Consider the following 20,821-nt stretch of genomic DNA (forward strand, 5'->3'; position numbering starts at 1 on the left):
ATTCTCGCTGTGAAACGCTAATATTTGCTTACTGATTTCAAATTTTTTGCAGGCAGAATATGTGGTCGGAATATTCACTTGAAGTGGTTGATGCGGTTGCGCGTAACGGCAGTTTTAGTTCGGCCGCGCAGGAGCTGCACCGTGTACCTTCGGCGGTAAGCTACACCGTGCGCCAGCTGGAAGAGTGGCTGGCGGTGCCACTTTTTGAGCGACGCCATCGGGATGTGGAATTAACGCCTGCCGGGGCATGGTTTTTAAAAGAAGGCCGCTCTGTTATCAAAAAAATGCAGATCACGCGCCAGCAATGTCAGCAAATTGCCAACGGCTGGCGCGGACAGCTGGCGATCGCCGTCGATAACATTGTCCGCCCGGATCGTACCCGACAGATGATCGTGGATTTCTACCGTCACTTTGATGATGTGGAGTTGTTAGTTTTTCAGGAAGTGTTTAACGGCGTGTGGGACGCACTGTCTGATGGGCGTGTGGAGCTGGCCATCGGGGCCACACAGGCCATTCCGGTCGGGGGGCGCTATACCTTCCGCGATATGGGAATGCTGAGCTGGAGCTGCGTGGTAGCCAGTCATCACCCACTGGCGTCAATGCCCGGACCGTTAAGTGATGACACGTTGCGCAACTGGCCGTCACTGGTGCGCGAAGATACCTCCCGAACATTGCCGAAGCGTATTACCTGGCTGCTGGACAACCAAAAGCGCGTCGTCGTGCCGGACTGGGAATCCTCTGCGACCTGTTTGTCCGCGGGATTGTGCGTGGGCATGGTACCGACGCATTTTGCCAAGCCGTGGATCGATAGCGGTAAATGGGTTGCGCTGCAACTGGAGAACCCTTTTCCTGATGCCGCATGCTGCCTGACATGGCAGCAGAACGATACGTCACCGGCATTGAGTTGGCTGCTGGACTATTTAGGAGATAGTGAAACGTTGAACAAGGAATGGCTGCGGGAGCCAGATGAGACTCCCGCGCAACAGGCTTAACGGCGGTAATCGCGGAACGGACCGTCGGCAACGGAGCGACGCTCAACCAGGCGCGGATGCACCTCGATAGACTGTGACTCTTCACGTTTATTCACGATACGGTCTAACAGCATGTTGAAGGCCGTTTCACCCAGTGAATCCTTCGGCTGGTGAATGGTCGTCAAGGCCGGCGTGAAGAAGCGGGCGTTGCGCACGTTGTCGTAGCCGATGAGTGAGACATCCTGCGGTACGCGCAGCCCCATTTCGTCAGCGGCGCACAGCGCACCCATTGCCATAATATCGCCACCGCAGAAGACAGCGGTCGGACGATGTGACTGCGACAGAATTTGCTGCATGGCGCGATAGCCGGATTCAGGCTCGAAATCGCCCTGAACAATCCAGTTTTCAGGCACTTTAATCAGCGCTTCTTCCATCGCTTTCATAAAGCCAGCCAGACGCCCGGCCCCGGTGTTACGTTCCATTGGGCCAGGGATCACGCCAATCTCACGATGACCGCGTTCTACCAGATACCGGCCCGCCATGTAACCGCCTTCGAAGGCGTTATCAATGACCGTATCGGTAAAGTCGGCTTTTGCTTCGCCCCAGTCCATGACGACCATCGGGATATGGCGATACTCTTCGAGCATCGAAAGCAGCGACTCCGGATACTCAGAACACATCACCAGCAGACCATCAACGCGCTTTTGCGCCATCATCGACAGATAAGCCTGCTGTTTTTCGAGACTGTTCCATGCGTTACCCAGGATCAGGGTATAGCCTTTCTGGAAACAGTTTTTCTCAACGGCTTCGATAATTTCGGCGAAATAGGCCGCTTCGCTGCTGGTCGCCAGCAAGCCGATAGACTTGGTGTGATTTACCTTCAGGCTGCGGGCAACTGCGCTCGGAGAATAGTGCAGTTCTTTGATTGCTGCCCAGACAGCATTACGTGTTTCTTCCGCGACAAAGCGCGTCTTGTTAATTACGTGTGATACGGTTGTAGTGGAAACGTTTGCTCGCTTCGCTACATCTTTAATTGTTGCCATTACATCTCACTCCAGACCATATCCTAAGCTCCTGAGAATACTCCAGGTAAACGTTTGCCTTTACACACCCTTATCGCAACGTAAGGGTTGCGGCACGCCGGGAAAACGACACGGAACGTCAGGAAGGGGTCAATGGCCGGTACGCTAATCAAGTAAGCGTGGAATTTTGTCTGATCTTAACGAAAAGGGGAAGAGTTAAAAGCAGTTATCAATATAAATCGTGAGAGATTTTTGCTTTCAAGTGTGTAAAAATGCGCAATATCACTTTTTGTGTGGGAATAAAAAGGAGAAAACTTGATGAGCACCGATCTGAAATTTTCGTTAGTGACTACCATTATTGTTCTGGGTTTGATCGTCGCGGGTGGTCTGACCGCAGCGCTGCATTGATTTCCCCGAGGGAGTTAGCTCTCCCTCATCCCTTCGACTCGTTTTTCCCCTCTATTGTTTGCGAATAAGCAAAAGTCTTTTGCAGTTTTGTTAACTTTATTAATTTTGCGATCAATGTCATGCTTTTGACTCTTATTTTATGTCGTGCCACGGCTCGACGATATGGAGTCGAAATATGAAAATCAATTACCCTTTACTGGCGCTGGCAATCGGGGCGTTTGGTATTGGCACCACCGAGTTTTCGCCAATGGGGTTGTTGCCCGTCATTGCCAAAGGTGTGGACGTCTCGATTCCGGCGGCTGGCATGCTGATCAGCGCTTATGCAGTAGGTGTGATGGTAGGTGCACCGCTGATGACATTGCTGCTGTCTCATCGTGCGCGACGTAATGCTTTGATATTCCTGATGGCGATTTTCACGCTGGGTAATGTGCTTTCGGCTATCTCGCCGGATTACACCACGCTGATGCTATCGCGTATTTTGACCAGTCTTAATCATGGAGCCTTTTTTGGTCTCGGTTCTGTGGTTGCAGCCAGTGTGGTACCCAAACATAAGCAGGCCAGCGCTGTGGCAACGATGTTTATGGGGTTAACCATCGCCAATATTGGCGGCGTTCCGGCGGCGACCTGGCTTGGTGAAACCATCGGCTGGCGCATGTCGTTTATGGCCACTGCGGGGCTGGGTGTCATTGCGATGGTCAGCCTGTTCTTCTCATTACCCAAGGGTGGAGCAGGAGAGCGCCCGGATGTCCGTAGCGAACTGGCGGTACTTATGCGCCCGCAGGTGCTGTCGGCGTTACTGACTACCGTACTGGGTGCTGGGGCGATGTTCACGCTGTATACCTACATCTCGCCGGTTCTGCATACTATCACTCATGCTACACCGGCATTTGTTACCGGCATGCTGGTGTTGATAGGCGTTGGCTTCTCGATCGGTAACTATTTTGGCGGCAAACTGGCTGACCGTTCAGTCAACGGTACGCTGAAAGGCTTTTTACTGCTGCTGATGGTTATTATGCTGGCCATTCCTTTCCTTGCGCGTAATGAGCTGGGAGCGGCGGTCAGTATGGTGGTCTGGGGCGCGGCGACGTTTGCGGTCGTTCCACCGTTGCAGATGCGTGTGATGCGCGTTGCCAGCGAAGCGCCTGGATTATCATCGTCAGTCAATATTGGCGCGTTTAATCTGGGGAACGCCCTTGGTGCAGCGGCCGGTGGGGCGGTGATATCTGGCGGCCTGGGCTACAGTTTTGTGCCGGTGATGGGGGCGATTGTGGCGGGACTTGCGCTGCTGCTGGTGTTCATATCCGCAAGAAGACAGCCTGAAGAGGCTTTCACTACCGCGAATTAATGCAAAAACGCAGAAGGAAGCCCTTCTGCGTTATCTTTTTTATGCTGCGAAGTTCTTCGCAACAAATTCCCAGTTCACCAGTGCCCAGAAATGTTCCAGGTAGCCAGGACGGGCATTGCGATAATCGATGTAGTAGGCGTGTTCCCATACGTCAACGGTCATCAGCGGCGTCGCGTCGGTAGTCAGCGGAGTACCTGCGTTGGAGGTGGAGACGATAGCCAGTTTGCCATCCGTTCCTTTTACCAGCCAGGTCCAGCCAGAACCGAAGTTTTTGATAGCGGCATCGGTGAACTGCGCTTTGAAATCTGCAAAGCTGCCAAAGGAGGCGGCAATTGCATCAGCCAGTTTACCGGTCGGTTCACCACCTGCGTTTGGTGCCAGGCAGTTCCAGTAGAACGTGTGGTTCCATACTTGTGCTGCGTTATTGAATACACCGCCTTCAGAGCTACGAACGATCTCTTCCAGTGATTTGCCTTCAAACGCCGTGCCTTTAATCAGATTGTTCAGATTGGTCACGTAGGTTTGATGGTGTTTGCCATAGTGATATTCCAGCGTTTCGGCAGAAATGTGCGGTGCCAGAGCATCTTTGGCATACGGTAATGCAGGTAATTCAAACGACATTGCTTCTCTCCTTATTATTTATATTGAGTACACACAATAGCCTCATTGTGAGTAAGGATAGGGTAGCAAATTGAAAGGTTATGCAAAAGAAGAACTTACCCTACAGCATGTTCTGTAGGGTAAGTTTTTAGCGAATTGTTTTTGGCGTCATTACCCGACGAGCGCCCACATAGTGGCGCTGCCAGTAATCTTCGCTCAGAGAGGTGATTTGAATTTCCTGCCCGCTGCGCGGTGACTGAATAAACTTACCGTTGCCGACGTAGACGCCGACGTGATCGGCTGTTCCGCGACCCTGGGTACGAAAGAATACCAGATCACCATTTTTCAGCTCGCCACGTTCAATTGGTGCGGCATCACGCAGATGGTACATTTCATTCGCGGTACGCGGAATGCGGAACTTCACCAGATCTTTATAGGCGTAATAAACCAGACCGCTGCAGTCAAACCCGGTTCTTGGCGAGGAGCCGCCCCAACGATAAGGTTTACCGATTTGGTTCATCAAGGTGGACATAGCGGTTTTAGTCGCTTTCTGCACTTTCACTTTATGTGCGTCAGCAAGCGTAGTCGGTGCAGTGGTTTTCACCTTCACGCAGCGTGGTTTATGACCTTTGCGCGGTGTGCATTTTTCCGTCCAGGTAACGGCTGCGGTTTGTGCTGCGGCAGTTTTACCACGGCGATTTGCAGTTTTAGTCGACTTTGCCGGAGTGGCTGTGCGTTTTTTAGAAGAGGAAGCGGTTTTGGTGCTGGTTTTGCTGGTGGTCTTTGTCGCCGTTTTCTTGCTGGTCTTTGTTGTTTTTTGGCTGGTTGTTGCGCTTTTCTTTTTATCTACCGTCTTGAGTGGGTGAGTACTGGTAGGTGTCGTCCTGGCCTGCTTGGAAGCATGAGCCATAGGCGTAAAGGGCAGTGTAGTAAAAAGTAAAGCACAGAGCGTGATCGAGATTCGGTTTATCCGCGCCACTGAGCAGTCCTCTGGTAAGGCAGGTCTATCGTGCCTGCGTGTGATTTTCAAAACTTGATGATTCTAATCTATAGAAAGAGGGAAAGTTAATAGCTTTTTTTGTTTAAAACTATGTTTCGTAACCGACCGCAAAAAAAAACAGCAATTAACGTTTGAGTTGGTGAACGGATAATCAAATCCACATGTTTGAAGGGGATAAGTGAGATTGTGAATGCAACTTTTAGCGTCAGGGGATAAAATAATAACGCGTAATGAAAATGTTATTTTCCGTTGCCTGTCTGACCCGTTACAATGTCAGACTACTGCCGTAAAAGAAGTTTAAGGAAGCAAGATAATGAGCACCACTATCGAAAAAATCCAGCGCCAGATCGCTGAAAACCCGATTCTCCTGTACATGAAAGGTTCCCCTAAACTGCCAAGCTGCGGTTTCTCCGCACAGGCTGTGCAGGCGCTGTCAGCCTGTGGTGAACGCTTTGCTTATGTTGATATTCTGCAGAACCCGGATATTCGCGCCGAACTGCCGAAATACGCAAACTGGCCAACTTTCCCACAGCTGTGGGTTGATGGTGAGCTGGTTGGCGGTTGTGACATTCTGATCGAAATGTACCAGCGCGGTGAGTTGCAGCAGCTGATTAAAGAAACAGCAGCGAAATACAAAACCGAAGAGCCGGACGCTGAGTAATACCAGCAGAAGTAAAAAAGCGACCTGAAATGGTCGCTTTTTTTATGTCGCCGTTACGCTTCTTCAGGTACGGGAAGAGGCCAGCCGCCGAGACGTTTCCAGCGGTTAACGATTTCGCAAAACAGCACGGCCGTGCGTTCGGTGTCATACAGCGCCGAGTGCGCCTGATTCCCGTCAAACTCCATTCCCGCCGCCAGGCACGCTTTTGACAACACCGTCTGCCCCAGAGACAGACCGCTTAATGCCGCCGTATCAAAGGTTACAAATGGGTGGAACGGATTACGTTTGAGCGAGGCGCGTTCTGCTGCAGCCATCATGAAACTGTGGTCGAACGTAGCGTTATGCGCCACCATGATTGCCCGATTGCAGCCGCTGTCTTTAATGCCTTTACGCACCATTTTGAAGATGGCATGCAGAGCATCATATTCGCTGACCGCACCGCGTAGCGGATTGTTAGGGTCAATACCGTTAAAGGCGAGCGCTTCCGGTTGCAAATTGGCACCTTCAAACGGCTCTACGTGGAAATGTAACGTCGTGTCCGGCATCAGCCAGCCTTGTTCATCCATTTTCAGTGTGATGGCGGCAATCTCAAGCAGCGCATCGGTTTTGGCATTGAACCCTGCGGTTTCGACATCAATGACGACAGGATAAAAACCACGAAAACGGTCACACAGACCGGAAAGTTGAGCGTTATCGGACATCTGGGTCTCTTAATACGGGAAAATTGCAGCGCGTATTATGGCAAAATGATGAGTATAAAACTATGGGCACAGACGATCTGCGCCCGAGGGGGAGATTAATCGCCCAGGCCGCGCCCGGCGTCTTTCTCTTCGATCAGCTCAATTTTGTAGCCGTCCGGATCTTCAACGAACGCAATCACTGTGGTGCCGCCTTTTACTGGACCTGCTTCACGCGTTACGTTACCGCCATTCTGGCGAATACGTTCACAGGCTTCAGCCGCGTTGTCTACGCTCAGGGCGATATGGCCATAGGCAGTACCCAGATCATACTTGTCGACACCCCAGTTATAGGTCAGTTCGATTACTGCTTCACTGGTTTCAGGACCGTAGCCGATAAAAGCCAGAGAGTACTTGTATTCAGGGTTTTCGCTGGTACGCAGCAGCTTCATGCCCAGCACGTTGGTATAAAACTCGATGGAACGCTGCAGGTCACCCACGCGCAGCATGGTATGGAGTAAACGCATCTTTTTCCCCTTCGAAAATGGCTAATACATTCAAAATGTTGTTTTAGTATAGCGGCGTTGTTACGCCGCTATCAATGGCAGAACGGAGATTGTGACGTTAGAGGGTAGGATAGTCGGTGTAACCTTCCGCGCCGCCGCCGTAGAAACTCTCGGCACGTTGCGGATTCAGTTCTGCTTTTCGTTGCAGACGCGCCACCAGATCCGGGTTAGCGATATAGGCGCGACCAAAAGCAACGGCGTCGATCAGACCTTTCTCGATCAGCGCTTCTGCTTTTTCTGGGGTGTAAGCACCAGCACCAATGATAGGGCCGTAGAAGCGCGCGCGAACTTTTTCGCGGAACGCATCGGAATACGGCTCGCCACCGGCCCAGTCCGGCTCAGACATGTGCAGGTAAGCGATTCCGCGCTTGCCCAATTGTTCAATCAGATAAAGCGCATCGGCTTCTTCGTTTGGACCATTGTCTACGTTCTGGAAAGTGCCAATCGGGGAGACGCGAATACCAATGCGATCGGCACCCCATTCTTTAATTCCGGCATCAACCACTTCCAGTACCAGACGCGCACGATTTTCGACGCTGCCACCGTATTGATCAGTACGCTGGTTAGACGTTGGCGACAGGAACTGGTGCAGCAGGTAGCCGTGGGCAGAGTGCAGTTCAACCATATCGAAACCCGCTTCGCGCGCATTGGCTATCGCCTGACGGAAGTCATTAACGATGCCCGGAATCTCTTCGGTTTCCAGCGCACGCGGCATTGAGGTATCGGCACGCGTTGCCAGGCCGTTTTCATCGCGCAGCGAGGTGCGGGTTCCAGCGCTAATCGCGGAAGGTGCAACTGGAGCTTGACCGTTTGGCTGCAGACTGGCGTGAGAGATGCGTCCAGTGTGCCACAACTGGACAGCAATATGACCTTGCTCAGCGTGTACGGCAGTAGTGATTTTCTTCCATGCGGCAATTTGCGCTTCGCTGTGTAAGCCGGGTGCTCCGGCATAGCCTTTCGCCTGTGCGGAAATCTGCGTCGCTTCGCTGATGATAAGACCCGCGCTGGCGCGTTGACGGTAATACTCGGCCATCAGCGGAGTAGGGATGTCGCCAGGCTCAATACTGCGCAGACGCGTCAGTGGCGCCATAAATACGCGGTTTGCTGCCGTAATGGCACCCACTTTCAGTGGGGAAAACAGTTTTTCAGATGACATGTGGCACTCCTGAATAGACCGGTCGTCTAGTGATGAAGAAAATAAAAACGCCTGTTAAACGGCAGGCGTTGTGATGATGTTTTTAACGTGCGCCAGCGCATTTTCCAGCGGAGTGGCGCTACGAGAAATCTTGGCCTGCAGGTTGGCGCCAAGCCACAGCGCATACAGTACCTGCGCCTGCTGTAACGGCTCGCCAACAAAAGACAGACAATGGCTGGCCTGACCTTTCTCCAGCGCCTGCGCTAACAGTACAATAATGTGCCGCGCGCCTTTATCCATCGCTGTGCGCATATCTTCTGACAGATCGCACACTTCGGCAGACAGTTTTACAGTTAAACAGCCGCTAATAATGCCGTGCTGGCTAAACTGGTTCAGGGTTTCCTGATAGTAGGCCAGAATGCGATCGCGGTAGTTTCCCGCTCCCGTATCAAAGTGCGTAGCCAGTCGCCGATGATAGGCCGCATAGTGGCGTTCCAGCATCGCGACACCGAACGCTTCTTTAGAGCGAAAGTAATGATAAAACGAACCTTTGGGTACTTCAGCGGTTTTCAGTAGTTCGCTTAACCCCATGCCGGTGAAGCCGCGCTGCATACACAGCAGTTCGCCAGTCGCCAGCAGATGTTCGCGTGTATCGTGTTCAGTGATTTTGTTCATGGGAAGGAGTGTAATAGACTAGTCGGTCTAATGCAATAGCGCTTGCGAGAAATTCAGTTAACGTCTTCAATAGGTATATCAATCTTATTAAAGGAGGGGATGTGGCCGAACAGCTGGAGTTTTTCCCCGTCCAGAGCCCATGCCGTGGAATATGTCAGTCAGACGAACGCGGCTTTTGCCGTGGCTGTTTTCGCAGTCGGGATGAGCGTTTTAACTGGCAAAAGATGAGCGATACCCAAAAGCAGGAAGTGCTGCGGCTTTGTCGTCAGCGCCTGATGCGTAAATTACGTGCAAACAAAGCCAACCCTTCGGAAGAACCGCAACAACCTTCACTCTTTTAAAAGCGTAATTGCGTATACTCGAGGCACATTCACTTAAAAGGAAGCTGCTATGGTTCAGCGTATTACTATTGCGCCGCAAGGCCCGGAATTTTCTCGCTTTGTGATGGGGTACTGGCGCCTGATGGACTGGAATATGTCCGCGCGCCAGCTAGTCAGCTTTATTGAAGAGCATCTGGATCTTGGCGTGACCACCGTCGATCACGCCGATATTTACGGTGGATACCAGTGTGAAGCGGCGTTTGGTGAGGCAATGAAACTGGCTCCGCATTTGCGTGAAAAAATGCAGATTGTGACCAAATGCGGGATCGCGACGACGGCGCGCGCGGAAAATGCGCTGGGCCACTACATCACCGACAGTGCACATATTATTGCCAGTGCGGAAGAGTCGCTGAAGCTGCTGGCGACCGATCATATTGATCTGCTGCTGATCCACCGTCCCGATCCGCTTATGGATGCTGACGATGTCGCCGACGCTTTTAAAAAATTGCACCATAGTGGCAAAGTGCGTCACTTTGGCGTCTCCAACTTCACCCCGGCACAGTTCTCATTGCTGCAATCGCGTCTGCCGTTTACTCTGGCGACCAACCAGGTAGAAATTTCACCAGTACATCAGCCGCTCCTGTTGGATGGTACTTTAGATCAACTGCAACAGCTGCGAATTCGCCCGATGGCCTGGTCCTGTCTCGGCGGTGGTCGCCTGTTTAATGATGATGCTTTCCAGCCTTTACGTAATGAGCTTGCCGTGATCGCTGAAGAGTTGAATGCGCAATCTATTGAGCAGGTGGTATACGCCTGGATTTTACGTCTGCCGTCTCAGCCGCTGCCGATTATTGGCTCAGGAAAAATAGAGCGTGTACGTGCTGCCATTGAGTCTGAGTCGCTGAACATGTCTCGCCAGCAATGGTTCCGCATTCGTAAAGCGGCGCTGGGTTACGACGTACCCTAATCGCGTTTTTGGCGCATCTCCGTTCAAATTTGTGTCACTGGTTTACACTTAACAATCAGACACCTTTTGGACGGAGGTCTTATGAAGCGTTTGAGTTTGGCCATCATCACTCTACTTGCCTGTGCAGGTGCGCAGGCTGCCAGTGAAGAAAAAGTGACGATGAATCTGGTCACATCGCAAGGTGTCGGCCAGGCGATTGGTACGGTCACTATTGCTGAAACCGCAAAGGGGCTGGAGTTTACGCCCGATCTGAAAGCGTTGCCGCCAGGTGAACATGGCTTCCATGTGCATATGAACGGCAGCTGCCAACCCGCGATTAAAGAAGGGAAAGCCTCAGCCGCAGAATCGGCTGGTGGCCATTATGATCCGCATCAAACCGGTAAACATGAAGGCCCGGAAGGCGCAGGTCATATGGGCGACCTGCCGCTATTGGTGGTGAATAACGAAGGTAACGCCACAACGCCGGTCGTTGCGCCGCGGCTGAAAACGATCGATGAGGTTAAAGGCAAAGCGCTGATGATCCATGTGGGCGGCGATAATATGTCCGATCAACCGAAACCGCTTGGCGGTGGCGGAGCGCGCTACGCCTGTGGTGTTATCAAATAATCAACGACTGAGAGTACCCGGCGGCGGCGCCTGTTCGAGTTGTGAAAGCGAGCAGTGTAGCCGCCAGACCAGTGCCGACAGTTCCTGCGCAGCGGGTTGATGATGGTGGGCAAGCGTATCGCAGATGCGCTGTAGCTCATTCAGCGTGGCATTCAGTGGTCGTTGCTGGACGCCACGTTCGCTCATTACATCGCGCAGCAGCGAGATACACACGTCCCTGACGCGAGCCAGCGGATCGGAACGCGCCTCCCAGGTGCGCAGTTGCCACACCACATGCGAGCAGTTCAGTAAAACGACCCCCCAACGTAATAACCAGCGTCGCGCCAGCGCATCCTGACTGTTGCTGAGCTGGCTGACGTGATGATACGTCAGCGATTCAAATTCGTTTTCACTGAGCGATGGATGTCGGCTGAGCTGATCGACAAAATCCCGGCGCAGGGCGCGAATATGGCGGCGACTTTTCCGTGCATCCGATCCGGGGCGCAGAATGGCGAAGGCCAGCCATGACAGCGCCACGCCGGTGATTTTCGCCATATTGTCATTCAGGAAATCAGCAAAATCATAAACCGGCGGATTGGTCACCGCGATAAACGAACCCATAAATACAATCAACTGCCCCCAAAGACCTGCCAGGGCAGGCATTTGTAGCTTCAACAGTTGCATGGTGGTGAGTAGTGGGAAGAGAAAGAGAATAAACTGCCAGAGGTCGGAAATTTGCACCATCAGGCCAAACTTAACCACAAAGCTAAATAGCGACAGTAGAACCAGCGTACGCATCAGCAAAGAAAGCGACTTGAACGGTGTGGCAACGGCGGAATACAGCACACTGCTGATCGCGGCGAGCGTGAGTGCGCCAGAGCCTGATTCCCATTGTGCACCAATGCTCCATGCGCCGATAAGCATCAAAGTGCAGAACGTACGCAACCCGCTCCAGATAGCTTCCGCATTATCGGTATGACGGGCAAGTCCCGGCGTGCGGGCGATATTAATACGCTCGGCGGTAACACCATTTTCCAGTAAATGCAGATAATGACTGCTGCGCAGGTAGAGCCGACAAAAATAACGCAGTCGTTGCCAGAAGGCGACGTGTCGATAGTCGCGGGCATCGACGGGCCGCAGTGGGGCAATTATACGTGCGACGGTGTAGCTATTCGCATTGGATTTTATTAGTTCGCTGAGCAACTGCTCAATGATTTCCCGGGTGTTGGACGGGGGATTAGGCCAGTTCAGCAGCATCCTGCGCAGACTGGAAATCACGCTGGTCATCCGTAACTGCTGGTGCAACAGCGAATTGAGCAAAGCATTCTGGCGACGAAAGCGGTAATGACTCCAGAAAGCCTGAATACGCAGCAGGTTCATGGTCAGAATCTGCCCGATAACACCTTCATGGGCTGTGCGAATGGCATCCGTGGTTTCTGGTTGCCAGAGTAGGCTGGCATGTTCCAGTAAACGTGAATGCATGTTTTTCAATGCAGTCAGTAACGTGGTGCCATCGGAGGTACTGGGCAGGATCATCATCATCACGCCGCCACACAGGATACCGACGATGACTTCACACACGCGTGCCTGCGCGATATCCCATAACTGCGTAATTTCCACGGTATTGACCATGGGAAACGCAATGATCGCCGCCGTATAACCCGCCAGTTGAAAGGCGTAGGCAACGTTATTGGTGAAGTGCGCGCATGCCCAGGTACAAAAACCGATCCACACTGACATGCTCAGCAAAAACAGCCACGGCTCATTGAGAGTATGACCGGCAATAATCAATGCGGCGGTGGCTCCCAGTAGGCTACCCGCCACGCGACCCAGACTTTTGCTGATAACCCCGCCAACGGTGGGAAAACTAACCACCGCCGCCGAGGTCATCGCCCAGTAGGGCTCGTCCAGATTCAGATAATAAGCAAAAGTTAACGCCAGACACATCGCAATGGTGTTACGCAGCGCATAACGCCACTGTGCCGCCGTGGCTTTAAACCACGGCAAATTGCCTGGTGTCAGGCGGGGCAGTTTCATTTACGCTGGCCGATGGATACGCTGCAGGTTGTACCTGACACCAGCGTGACATCCCGCGGCAGGGCGTCGAATTCGATGCGTACCGGGACACGCTGCGCCAGACGCACCCACGGCACGTTAGGTTTGATGTCGGGAATCAGGCCGGAATCACTTTCCACACTTTGATCGTAGATGGCACGGCCAATGCTGGATACGTGACCCTGTAACTTTATATTACCGCTGTAGAGCGTAATCGTCGCCGGTGCGCCTTCTCGAATATGGCGCAATTTGGTTTCTTCAAAATACCCCATCACATAAAAAGAGTGACTGTCGACAAGGGCAAACAGGGGCTTACCGGTTGAAGCGTAATCACCGGTACGGGTAGACAGGTTTGTGACCCAGCCCGCCACGGGGGATTTGACCACCGTTTGCGTCAGTTGCCACTGGACCTGACGCAGACTGGCTTCTGCTGCTTCAACGCTTGCCTGCATGGCTTTCACGTTGAGATTTGCGGTATCCAGATCCTCGGCTGAGATGTAATTTTGCGATAAATGACGGCGGCGGTTGGCTTCGTTATTGGCTTTCGCCAGGTCAGACTGCGCTTTTGCCAGTTGCGCTTGCGCATTCAGTTCAGCAATGTGAAATGGCGTCTTGTCGATAATAAAAAGGACATCGCCTTTATTCACAAACTGGTTATCTTTTACATAGAGTTCGCTAATGCTGCCTGACACCTGCGGCGTGATGCTGACCTGCTCAGCGCGTACTTTGCCATCACGTGTCCAGGGCGACTGCATATAGTAATTCCACATCCACCATCCGGCGAAAACTGCGATTGCAGCGACTATAATAGTGGAGAAGTATTTAACGGTTTTAAGCGACATAATCACCACGCTATCAGCATAACAAAGGCCAGACATACGCAAAGCGTAAAGAGTGACAGATCCATTAGCAGGGGATGCCAGATTTCGCCGGAGTAAATCCAGTCGCGCAGCAGGCGATGAACAACCAGCCAGAGAATAAATCCTGCTACAATCGCCTTGAAAACAGGAGGAAAGTAGACAGATGCGCCGATCATTAAATCTTGTAGGGGCAATCCTGTTGCATTAAACATAAACTTCACGGGCAAAATCCTTGGCGGAAGAGAGCATTGCTATAGGTTTAGCAAAAAAGGGACAATGAGTCTCCGTAACGCATAATGTCTGAAAAAATGTCAGCCGGTAAGCAAATTTGGCAATACATTTGTTTTGGGAATACAAATGCTGCACACTATTCTAAAATCAGCACAATAACTTAGCAAGCTAATTATAAGGAGATGAAATTGGAATCGCCATTAGGTTCTGATCTGGCACGGTTGGTGCGCATTTGGCGTGCTCTGATTGACCATCGCCTGAAACCTCTGGAGTTGACGCAGACGCATTGGGTTACGCTGCACAACATTCATCAGTTGCCGCCGGATCAATCGCAGATTCAGTTGGCTAAAGCGATTGGCATCGAGCAGCCTTCGTTGGTACGTACGCTTGACCAGTTGGAAGAAAAGGGACTCATTTCACGACAGACTTGCGCCAGCGATCGTCGAGCTAAGAGAATTAAACTGACAGAGAAGGCTGAGCCGCTGATCGCTGATATGGAAGCGGTGATCAACAAAACACGTGGAGAAATTCTGGAAGGGATTTCAGTTGAGGAAATTGATCTGCTGATTAAGCTGGTTGCCAAACTCGAACACAATATTATTGAACTGCAGTCACAGGGTTGAAACGATAAGTTACGTGTGGCCAGAGCCTGACCACACGTGAATTCGATTAGCGTGGAGACACGGTAACCTGGCTGCCGTTGTTAGCCATAACAACGCGCTGGCCGGCTGAAAACTTGGTCGCACCCTGTTTCTGAACCACCATGATGGTATTACCATCATCCTTACGGATTTCCAGTTCCACACCCTGGGTTTTATTCATCGCACCTTGTACGCCCTGACCCGCTACGCCACCGGCAACTGCGCCTGCAGCCGTCGCTAACGAACGACCAGTACCGCCGCCGACGGTGTTACCAAGGAACCCGCCGAGTACCGCACCACCAATAGCACCAATCACGTTTGCGTCATCGCCACCCTGGATTTGCACCGGACGAACATGAACAATCGTACCGTAGGTAACGTTCTGAACTTGTTTCGCTTCGGATGCGGTATATACGTCGCCTGAAAGGCTGTCATTGTTAACGCAACCCGCTAAAGATACGCCCATTAATGAAACAATCAGCACACGTTTAATCATTTACAAATCTCCTTTGTCACCACGAAACGCTAATAAAGCACCCTTCATGGCTAAATTATATGGCATTTGTGAGCCTGAGGTCACATGTTCTACTGGAACAATATGAAAATCTTAACCGAAATCGGATCAACCGAGTATAAACGAATCATTCATGTAATTGATGTAATTAAACGATCATTGTAATGATTAGCCACCAAAAATCATTAAGGAAGCATGGCATTAGTCGACACTTTATGGTTGAGTGTCAAGGCTAATTTGCTTAAAAGGATGACCTATGAAATCGGGCCGTTTTATCGGTGTAATGTCTGGAACCAGCCTTGATGGCGTCGATGTTGTGCTGGCGACAATAGATGAAACGATGGTTGCGCAGCAGGCGAGTCTGACCTGGCCCATCCCCATTCATGTTAAACAAGCGATTCTGGATATCTGCCAGGGGCAGCAGCTTACACTTTCTCAGTTTGGTCAGTTAGATGCACAGCTCGGTTATCTATTTGCTGAGGCGGTGAATGCGCTGTTGGCGCAAGAAAAATTGAAACCGCAGGATATCGTTGCGATTGGTTGCCACGGGCAAACCGTGTGGCATGAACCGAACGGTGCTGCGCCGCACACGCTGCAAATTGGTGATAACAACCAGATAGTCGCGCGTACCGGGATAACCGTAGTCGGTGATTTTCGTCGACGTGATATCGCCCTCGGCGGGCAGGGTGCACCGCTCGTTCCCGCGTTTCATCAGGCACTGCTGGCACATCCAACCGAACGGCGAATGGTGTTAAACATCGGCGGAATTGCCAATCTGTCTCTGCTTATTCCGCAACAACCCGTTCGCGGATACGACACCGGGCCGGGCAATATGCTGATGGATGCATGGATCTGGCGGCAATGTGGCCAGCCCTACGACAAAGATGCGCAGTGGGCCATTTCAGGAACGGTGATCCTGCCGTTGCTGCAGAATATGCTTAACGACCCTTATTTTTCCGCGCCTGCGCCGAAAAGCACCGGCCGTGAGTATTTTAATTACGGCTGGATAGAGCGTCATCTGGCGCAGTTTCCGGGAATTAGCCCACGAGATGTACAGGCGACGCTTGCCGAACTGACGGCAGTAACCATTTCAGAGCAGGTCTTGTTAAGCGGCGGCTGTGATCGACTCATGGTTTGCGGTGGAGGGAGCCGTAATCCACTGCTGATGATGCGTCTGGCGGCATTATTACCGGGTACAGAGGTTACCTCTACCGATGAAGCCGGGATCAGCGGTGATGATATGGAAGCGTTAGCCTTTGCCTGGCTGGCGTGGCGAACGCTGGCCGGATTACCGGGAAATTTACCTTCTGTGACGGGGGCGTCAGAGCCGAGTGTTTTAGGGGCAATTTATCCTGCCAATCCGCGAACTCAGAGTTAACTGAAATTATTCAGCGCGGTATGCCGGTAAACTAAGGATATTAGGGAGGGTGCCATTACCCTCCAGGACCAGGAAAGTCTTCAGGATATGGCTATGAAAAAACTGTTGTTAGTGTGTCTGCCCGTACTGCTTAGCGGTTGTAGTGTGTACAACCAATTTGTCGAGCGTATGCAAACGGATACGCTTGAATACCGCTGCGACGAAAAACCGCTGACCGTGAAGCTGAACAATACCCGCCAGACGGCAAGCTTTGTTTATGATAATCAGCTATTGAACCTCAAACAGGGCGTGTCGGCATCAGGTGCACGTTATACCGATGGTATCTACGTATTTTGGTCTAAAGGCGACGAGGCAACGGTCTATAAACGAGACAGAATTGTGCTAAATAACTGTCAGTTACAGAACCCGAAGCGTTGAGATTTTCACCTGGGCGGCGCACAATAGCGTCACCCACTGACAATCCGTAGCCCAACATCATGTCTGATAACGACGAATTGCAGCAAATCGCGCATCTGCGCCGTGAATACACGAAAGGCGGTCTTCGCCGCCGCGATCTTCCCGCCGAACCCCTTGCGCTGTTTGAGCGCTGGCTGGGGCAAGCCTGTGATGCCAAACTGGCCGATCCCACCGCAATGGTCGTTGCGACCGTCGATGAAAATGGTCAGCCGTATCAGCGCATCGTGTTACTCAAACATTATGATGACAAAGGGCTGGTGTTCTATACCAACCTTGGTAGCCGTAAGGCGCATCAGATCGAGAAAAATCCACGCATCAGCCTTTTATTTCCCTGGCATACGCTGGAACGGCAGGTGATGGTGATCGGCAAGGCAGAGCGTCTTTCCACACTCGAAGTGGTGAAATACTTCCACAGTCGCCCACGCGACAGTCAGATTGGCGCCTGGGTCTCAAAACAATCCAGTCGAATCTCCGCGCGCGGTATTCTCGAAAGCAAATTCCTCGAACTGAAGCAGAAGTTTCAGCAAGGGGAAGTTCCTCTGCCCAGTTTCTGGGGCGGCTTTCGCGTGAGTATTGAACAAATGGAGTTCTGGCAGGGCGGTGAAAACCGTCTGCACGATCGTTTTTTATACCAACGCGAAGATAACGCGTGGAAAATTGATCGTCTGGCCCCCTAAAGATGCAAATTTCTTGTTTTAAGCGCTGGTGCTGATCAATCCGGCGCTTTATTCTATGTTTCTTTCGCATCAGGCGAAAAGTCGTGTACCGGCAAAGGTGCAGTCGTTTTATACATGGAGATTTTGATGGCAAGCAGTAACTTGATTAAACAATTGCAAGAGCGGGGGCTGGTGGCCCAGGTGACGGACGAGGAAGCGTTAGCAGAGCGACTGGCGCAAGGCCCGATCGCGCTCTATTGCGGCTTCGATCCTACCGCTGACAGCTTGCATTTGGGGCATCTGGTTCCATTGTTATGCCTGAAACGCTTCCAGCAGGCAGGCCATAAGCCTGTTGCACTGGTAGGTGGCGCAACCGGTCTGATTGGTGACCCGAGCTTTAAAGCCGCCGAGCGTAAACTGAATACCGAAGACACCGTGCAGGAGTGGGTGGATAAAATCCGCAAACAGGTTGCACCGTTCCTCGATTTCGACTGTGGCGACAACTCGGCGATTGCTGCGAACAACTACGACTGGTTTGGCGGTATGAACGTACTGACTTTCCTGCGTGATATCGGCAAACACTTCTCCGTTAACCAGATGATCAACAAAGAAGCGGTTAAGCAGCGTCTGAACCGTGACGATCAGGGGATCTCCTTTACCGAGTTTTCTTACAACCTGCTGCAGGGTTATGACTTTGCCTGCCTGAACAAACTGCACGGCGTGGCACTGCAGATTGGTGGTTCTGACCAGTGGGGTAACATTACTTCGGGTATCGATTTAACCCGTCGTTTGCACCAGAATCAGGTGTTTGGTCTGACCGTTCCGCTGATCACTAAAGCTGATGGCACCAAATTCGGTAAGACGGAAGGCGGCGCAGTGTGGCTGGATCCGAAGAAAACCAGTCCGTACAAATTCTACCAGTTCTGGATCAACACCGCCGATGCGGACGTTTATCGCTTCCTGAAATTCTTTACTTTCATGGACATTGAAGAGATCAATGCGCTGGAAGAAGAAGATAAAAACAGCGGTAAAGCGCCGCGTGCCCAGTATGTTCTGGCCGAACAGGTTACGCGTCTGGTTCACGGTGAAGAAGGTCTGGTCGCGGCAAAACGCATTACCGAAAGCTTGTTCAACGGCAATCTCAGCGATTTGAGTGAAGCAGATTTCGAACAGCTGGCGCAGGATGGCGTGCCGATGATCGAGATGGACAAAGGTGCCGATTTGATGCAGGCGCTGGTGGACTCCGAGCTGCAACCTTCTCGCGGTCAGGCACGTAAGACCATTGCGTCAAACGCGGTAACCATCAACGGTGAGAAGCAGTCCGATCCGGAATATTTCTTCCAGGATAATGATATCCTGTTCGGGCGCTATACCTTACTGCGCCGTGGCAAGAAGAACTATTGTCTGATTTGCTGGAAGTAAGATTGAGTTAGCAGGGGCGTGGGAAACTACGCCCCTTTATTTTTTCAGGGTTGTGGTAAGTAAAATGAAGAATATCCTCGCCATCCAGTCCCACGTTGTTTTTGGTCATGCGGGCAACAGTGCAGCAGAATTTCCGATGCGTCGTCTTGGCGCAAATGTCTGGCCGCTGAATACCGTTCAGTTTTCAAACCACACGCAGTATGGCAAATGGACCGGTTGCGTTATGCCGCCGAGCCACCTGACTGAAATTGTTCAGGGCATTGCTGATATTGATAAACTCCAGACCTGTGACGCAGTACTGAGCGGCTATCTTGGCTCAGCAGAACAGGGCGAGCATATTTTGAGTATTGTTCGCAAAGTAAAAGCGGCAAACCCGCAGGCAAAATACTTTTGCGATCCGGTGATGGGACACCCTGAAAAGGGGTGTATTGTCGCACCCGGAGTGGCGGAATTTCATGTACGCCATGCGCTCCCGGCTAGTGACATTATTGCCCCGAATCTGGTTGAGCTCGAAATTCTGTGCGAGCATGCGGTGAACAATGTCGACGAGGCCGTTGCAGCAGCGCGTGAACTGATCGCTCAGGGACCAGAAATTGTACTGGTGAAGCATCTGGCACGCGCAGGTATCAGCACCGACCGTTTCGAGATGCTGCTGGTCACCGCTGAACAGGCGTGGCATATCAGTCGTCCGTTAGTCGATTTTGGCGCACGTCAACCGGTTGGTGTGGGTGATGTGACGAGTGGCTTGTTGCTGGTAAAACTGCTGCAGGGCGCATCTTTACAGCAGGCGCTTGAGCATGTGACTGCGGCGGTGTACGAAGTGATGATTGCCACTAAAAATATGCACGAGTATGAGCTGCAGGTTGTGGCCGCACAGGATCGTATCGCGAAGCCTGAACACTACTTTAGTGCAACTCAGCTGTAATTAATGCCCGATGGCGCTCACGCTTATCGGGCATATTTTAGCTGTAGGCCGGGTAAGTGCCACCCGGCAACAACTATTAATTTAACCCTTCTGCTTTCAGCGCTGCGGCAACCGCCGGGCGTTCAGCCATTCGCGCCATATAGGCGTCAATATTACTTAATCCTGCCATATTCAGCTTAACCGCATAGGCCCAACGCAGTACGGTAAACAGATAGGCATCGGCGATGCTGAAGCGCGGGCCGCAGATCCATTGGTTATCTTTCAGCGAGTCGTTCACATACTGCATTTTTTTCTCCAGCAGCGCACGAACGGTTGGCTTAAAGTCTTCCGGCGTATCGGGACGGAACAGTGGCGTAAAGCCTTTATGCAGTTCAGTCGCAATGTAGTTAAGCCATTCGATGGTTTTGTAACGGGAGAGGCTGCTGGTAGGGGCAAGGAGCTGGCGGTCTGGCACGCTGTCCGCCAGGTATTGCATGATGGCGACACCTTCGGTAAGTAGCGTACCGTCATCCAGCAGCAGTGCAGGAACTTGCCCTTTTGGGTTTACCGCGAAAAAATCATCGCCATTTTCCAGACGTTTCTTCATCAGATCAACACCATCCAGCGTGAAATCTTTACCGCTCTCACGAAGTGTGATGTGGGAAGCGAGAGAACAAGCGCCCGGTTTGTAGAACAGTTTCATCGGTAACTCCTTTTGGCTGAGGTATATCGTATGGTAGTGCTACCTCAGGCAAAAAAAAAGCCGCTAACA

The 20,821-nt window shown here is 51.8% G+C and carries 24 protein-coding genes and 1 pseudogene; 13 read left to right on the top strand and 12 right to left on the bottom strand.

The window, feature by feature from the left end:
• Nucleotides 1-59 precede the first annotated feature (59 nt).
• Nucleotides 60-992, top strand: coding sequence for a DNA-binding transcriptional activator PunR (gene punR / locus OGX90_RS11215; RefSeq protein ID WP_003029215.1), 933 nt, complete (start codon nucleotides 60-62; stop codon nucleotides 990-992).
• On the opposite strand, the gene purR is transcribed toward punR, so the two are convergent.
• Nucleotides 989-2,014, bottom strand: a complete 1,026-nt coding sequence (purR, locus tag OGX90_RS11220; protein ID WP_003832757.1) for an HTH-type transcriptional repressor PurR — start codon at nucleotides 2,012-2,014, stop codon at nucleotides 989-991. The genes punR and purR overlap by 4 nt on opposite strands.
• 297 nt (nucleotides 2,015-2,311) lie before the next feature.
• Here purR and cydH point away from each other — a divergent pair, with 297 nt between their 5' ends.
• Both cydH and OGX90_RS11230 read left to right on the top strand, forming a co-directional pair.
• A complete protein-coding gene (gene cydH / locus OGX90_RS11225) occupies nucleotides 2,312-2,401 on the top strand; it encodes a cytochrome bd-I accessory subunit CydH (RefSeq protein WP_003029209.1) in 90 nt (29 codons plus the stop codon).
• 175 nt (nucleotides 2,402-2,576) lie between these two features.
• Complete coding sequence (locus tag OGX90_RS11230; RefSeq protein WP_008784665.1) at nucleotides 2,577-3,746, top strand: MFS transporter; 1,170 nt, start codon at nucleotides 2,577-2,579, stop codon at nucleotides 3,744-3,746.
• Between the two features lie 39 nt (nucleotides 3,747-3,785).
• On the opposite strand, the gene sodB is transcribed toward OGX90_RS11230, so the two are convergent.
• The gene (gene sodB / locus OGX90_RS11235; RefSeq protein ID WP_003029205.1) at nucleotides 3,786-4,367 is read right to left on the bottom strand and encodes a superoxide dismutase [Fe]; all 582 of its coding nucleotides are present in this window, start codon (nucleotides 4,365-4,367) and stop codon (nucleotides 3,786-3,788) included.
• 127 nt (nucleotides 4,368-4,494) lie between these two features.
• Nucleotides 4,495-5,325, bottom strand: a complete 831-nt coding sequence (locus tag OGX90_RS11240; protein WP_008784666.1) for a C40 family peptidase — start codon at nucleotides 5,323-5,325, stop codon at nucleotides 4,495-4,497.
• Between the two features lie 334 nt (nucleotides 5,326-5,659).
• On the opposite strand from OGX90_RS11240, the gene grxD reads away from it, so the two are divergent.
• Nucleotides 5,660-6,007, top strand: a complete 348-nt coding sequence (gene grxD, locus OGX90_RS11245) for a monothiol glutaredoxin 4 (RefSeq protein ID WP_003832760.1) — start codon at nucleotides 5,660-5,662, stop codon at nucleotides 6,005-6,007.
• 53 nt (nucleotides 6,008-6,060) lie between these two features.
• Here the strand turns inward: grxD and rnt are convergent, their stop codons facing one another.
• From rnt to OGX90_RS11265, 4 genes are all read right to left on the bottom strand, one after another.
• The gene (rnt, locus tag OGX90_RS11250) at nucleotides 6,061-6,708 is read right to left on the bottom strand and encodes a ribonuclease T (protein WP_003029200.1); all 648 of its coding nucleotides are present in this window, start codon (nucleotides 6,706-6,708) and stop codon (nucleotides 6,061-6,063) included.
• A gap of 95 nt (nucleotides 6,709-6,803) precedes the next feature.
• Nucleotides 6,804-7,211 (bottom strand): lactoylglutathione lyase, encoded by a 408-nt coding sequence (gloA, locus tag OGX90_RS11255; protein WP_286623834.1) that lies wholly within the window; start codon nucleotides 7,209-7,211, stop codon nucleotides 6,804-6,806.
• A 97-nt stretch (nucleotides 7,212-7,308) separates the two neighbouring features.
• Nucleotides 7,309-8,406: an alkene reductase gene (locus OGX90_RS11260; protein ID WP_286623836.1), complete on the bottom strand. Its 1,098-nt coding sequence runs from the start codon at nucleotides 8,404-8,406 to the stop codon at nucleotides 7,309-7,311.
• 54 nt (nucleotides 8,407-8,460) lie between these two features.
• A complete protein-coding gene (locus tag OGX90_RS11265; protein ID WP_003832766.1) occupies nucleotides 8,461-9,060 on the bottom strand; it encodes a TetR/AcrR family transcriptional regulator in 600 nt (199 codons plus the stop codon).
• Nucleotides 9,061-9,161: 101 nt separating this feature from the next.
• Between OGX90_RS11265 and OGX90_RS11270 the strand changes: the two genes are divergently transcribed.
• The 3 genes from OGX90_RS11270 (at nucleotide 9,162) to sodC (ending at nucleotide 10,953) form a co-directional block, all read left to right on the top strand.
• Complete coding sequence (locus OGX90_RS11270; RefSeq protein ID WP_003832768.1) at nucleotides 9,162-9,401, top strand: DUF1289 domain-containing protein; 240 nt, start codon at nucleotides 9,162-9,164, stop codon at nucleotides 9,399-9,401.
• A 49-nt stretch (nucleotides 9,402-9,450) separates the two neighbouring features.
• The gene (locus OGX90_RS11275) at nucleotides 9,451-10,347 is read left to right on the top strand and encodes an aldo/keto reductase (RefSeq protein WP_048214269.1); all 897 of its coding nucleotides are present in this window, start codon (nucleotides 9,451-9,453) and stop codon (nucleotides 10,345-10,347) included.
• An 81-nt stretch (nucleotides 10,348-10,428) separates the two neighbouring features.
• Complete coding sequence (gene sodC / locus OGX90_RS11280) at nucleotides 10,429-10,953, top strand: superoxide dismutase [Cu-Zn] SodC (protein ID WP_128611931.1); 525 nt, start codon at nucleotides 10,429-10,431, stop codon at nucleotides 10,951-10,953.
• Here sodC and OGX90_RS11285 read toward each other — a convergent pair.
• The 3 genes and pseudogenes from OGX90_RS11285 to OGX90_RS11295 all read right to left on the bottom strand — a co-directional run bounded on the left by OGX90_RS11285 (nucleotide 10,929) and on the right by OGX90_RS11295 (nucleotide 14,068).
• A pseudogene (locus tag OGX90_RS11285) lies at nucleotides 10,929-12,969 on the bottom strand (FUSC family protein). The gene sodC and the pseudogene OGX90_RS11285 overlap by 25 nt on opposite strands.
• A complete protein-coding gene (locus tag OGX90_RS11290) occupies nucleotides 12,966-13,829 on the bottom strand; it encodes an efflux RND transporter periplasmic adaptor subunit (RefSeq protein WP_286623838.1) in 864 nt (287 codons plus the stop codon). Before OGX90_RS11290 ends, OGX90_RS11285 begins: the two are co-directional and overlap by 4 nt.
• Before the next feature lie 2 nt (nucleotides 13,830-13,831).
• Nucleotides 13,832-14,068 carry a DUF1656 domain-containing protein gene (locus tag OGX90_RS11295; protein ID WP_003029180.1) on the bottom strand — a complete coding sequence of 79 codons (237 nt, stop codon included), beginning with the start codon at nucleotides 14,066-14,068 and terminating at the stop codon, nucleotides 13,832-13,834.
• A 192-nt stretch (nucleotides 14,069-14,260) separates the two neighbouring features.
• Between OGX90_RS11295 and slyA the strand changes: the two genes are divergently transcribed.
• Nucleotides 14,261-14,701: a transcriptional regulator SlyA gene (gene slyA, locus OGX90_RS11300; protein WP_234692945.1), complete on the top strand. Its 441-nt coding sequence runs from the start codon at nucleotides 14,261-14,263 to the stop codon at nucleotides 14,699-14,701.
• Between the two features lie 46 nt (nucleotides 14,702-14,747).
• On the opposite strand, the gene slyB is transcribed toward slyA, so the two are convergent.
• Nucleotides 14,748-15,215, bottom strand: a complete 468-nt coding sequence (slyB, locus tag OGX90_RS11305; RefSeq protein ID WP_003029175.1) for an outer membrane lipoprotein SlyB — start codon at nucleotides 15,213-15,215, stop codon at nucleotides 14,748-14,750.
• Between the two features lie 274 nt (nucleotides 15,216-15,489).
• On the opposite strand from slyB, the gene anmK reads away from it, so the two are divergent.
• The 5 genes from anmK to pdxY all read left to right on the top strand — a co-directional run bounded on the left by anmK (nucleotide 15,490) and on the right by pdxY (nucleotide 20,070).
• Entirely contained in the window at nucleotides 15,490-16,611 is a 1,122-nt protein-coding gene (gene anmK, locus OGX90_RS11310; protein WP_008784673.1) for an anhydro-N-acetylmuramic acid kinase, read from the top strand.
• An 87-nt stretch (nucleotides 16,612-16,698) separates the two neighbouring features.
• Nucleotides 16,699-17,028: a C-type lysozyme inhibitor gene (gene mliC / locus OGX90_RS11315; RefSeq protein WP_003029170.1), complete on the top strand. Its 330-nt coding sequence runs from the start codon at nucleotides 16,699-16,701 to the stop codon at nucleotides 17,026-17,028.
• A 59-nt stretch (nucleotides 17,029-17,087) separates the two neighbouring features.
• Nucleotides 17,088-17,744 (top strand): pyridoxamine 5'-phosphate oxidase, encoded by a 657-nt coding sequence (gene pdxH / locus OGX90_RS11320; protein ID WP_003029169.1) that lies wholly within the window; start codon nucleotides 17,088-17,090, stop codon nucleotides 17,742-17,744.
• A gap of 126 nt (nucleotides 17,745-17,870) precedes the next feature.
• A complete protein-coding gene (gene tyrS / locus OGX90_RS11325) occupies nucleotides 17,871-19,145 on the top strand; it encodes a tyrosine--tRNA ligase (protein ID WP_100272513.1) in 1,275 nt (424 codons plus the stop codon).
• Nucleotides 19,146-19,209: 64 nt separating this feature from the next.
• On the top strand, nucleotides 19,210-20,070 hold the full coding sequence (gene pdxY, locus OGX90_RS11330; RefSeq protein WP_100272512.1) for a pyridoxal kinase PdxY: 861 nt from the start codon (nucleotides 19,210-19,212) through the stop codon (nucleotides 20,068-20,070).
• A gap of 76 nt (nucleotides 20,071-20,146) precedes the next feature.
• On the opposite strand, the gene gstA is transcribed toward pdxY, so the two are convergent.
• A complete protein-coding gene (gstA, locus tag OGX90_RS11335; protein ID WP_003832787.1) occupies nucleotides 20,147-20,752 on the bottom strand; it encodes a glutathione transferase GstA in 606 nt (201 codons plus the stop codon).
• Nucleotides 20,753-20,821: the final 69 nt, after the last annotated feature.

The organism is Citrobacter sp. Cpo012, assembly GCF_030333015.1.
GTDB classification, from domain to species: domain Bacteria; phylum Pseudomonadota; class Gammaproteobacteria; order Enterobacterales; family Enterobacteriaceae; genus Citrobacter; species Citrobacter portucalensis.

Bases quoted from the DNA above. Each gene is read 5' to 3' on its own strand.
- punR (WP_003029215.1), top strand. From the start codon at position 60: ATGTGGTCGGAATATTCACTTGAAGTGGTTGATGCGGTTGCGCGTAAC.
- purR (WP_003832757.1), bottom strand. From the start codon at position 2,014: ATGGCAACAATTAAAGATGTAGCGAAGCGAGCAAACGTTTCCACTACA.
- cydH (WP_003029209.1), top strand. From the start codon at position 2,312: ATGAGCACCGATCTGAAATTTTCGTTAGTGACTACCATTATTGTTCTG.
- OGX90_RS11230 (WP_008784665.1), top strand. From the start codon at position 2,577: ATGAAAATCAATTACCCTTTACTGGCGCTGGCAATCGGGGCGTTTGGT.
- sodB (WP_003029205.1), bottom strand. From the start codon at position 4,367: ATGTCGTTTGAATTACCTGCATTACCGTATGCCAAAGATGCTCTGGCA.
- grxD (WP_003832760.1), top strand. From the start codon at position 5,660: ATGAGCACCACTATCGAAAAAATCCAGCGCCAGATCGCTGAAAACCCG.
- rnt (WP_003029200.1), bottom strand. From the start codon at position 6,708: ATGTCCGATAACGCTCAACTTTCCGGTCTGTGTGACCGTTTTCGTGGT.
- gloA (WP_286623834.1), bottom strand. From the start codon at position 7,211: ATGCGTTTACTCCATACCATGCTGCGCGTGGGTGACCTGCAGCGTTCC.
- OGX90_RS11260 (WP_286623836.1), bottom strand. From the start codon at position 8,406: ATGTCATCTGAAAAACTGTTTTCCCCACTGAAAGTGGGTGCCATTACG.
- OGX90_RS11265 (WP_003832766.1), bottom strand. From the start codon at position 9,060: ATGAACAAAATCACTGAACACGATACACGCGAACATCTGCTGGCGACT.
- OGX90_RS11275 (WP_048214269.1), top strand. From the start codon at position 9,451: ATGGTTCAGCGTATTACTATTGCGCCGCAAGGCCCGGAATTTTCTCGC.
- sodC (WP_128611931.1), top strand. From the start codon at position 10,429: ATGAAGCGTTTGAGTTTGGCCATCATCACTCTACTTGCCTGTGCAGGT.
- OGX90_RS11290 (WP_286623838.1), bottom strand. From the start codon at position 13,829: ATGTCGCTTAAAACCGTTAAATACTTCTCCACTATTATAGTCGCTGCA.
- slyA (WP_234692945.1), top strand. From the start codon at position 14,261: ATGAAATTGGAATCGCCATTAGGTTCTGATCTGGCACGGTTGGTGCGC.
- slyB (WP_003029175.1), bottom strand. From the start codon at position 15,215: ATGATTAAACGTGTGCTGATTGTTTCATTAATGGGCGTATCTTTAGCG.
- anmK (WP_008784673.1), top strand. From the start codon at position 15,490: ATGAAATCGGGCCGTTTTATCGGTGTAATGTCTGGAACCAGCCTTGAT.
- mliC (WP_003029170.1), top strand. From the start codon at position 16,699: ATGGCTATGAAAAAACTGTTGTTAGTGTGTCTGCCCGTACTGCTTAGC.
- pdxH (WP_003029169.1), top strand. From the start codon at position 17,088: ATGTCTGATAACGACGAATTGCAGCAAATCGCGCATCTGCGCCGTGAA.
- tyrS (WP_100272513.1), top strand. From the start codon at position 17,871: ATGGCAAGCAGTAACTTGATTAAACAATTGCAAGAGCGGGGGCTGGTG.
- pdxY (WP_100272512.1), top strand. From the start codon at position 19,210: ATGAAGAATATCCTCGCCATCCAGTCCCACGTTGTTTTTGGTCATGCG.
- gstA (WP_003832787.1), bottom strand. From the start codon at position 20,752: ATGAAACTGTTCTACAAACCGGGCGCTTGTTCTCTCGCTTCCCACATC.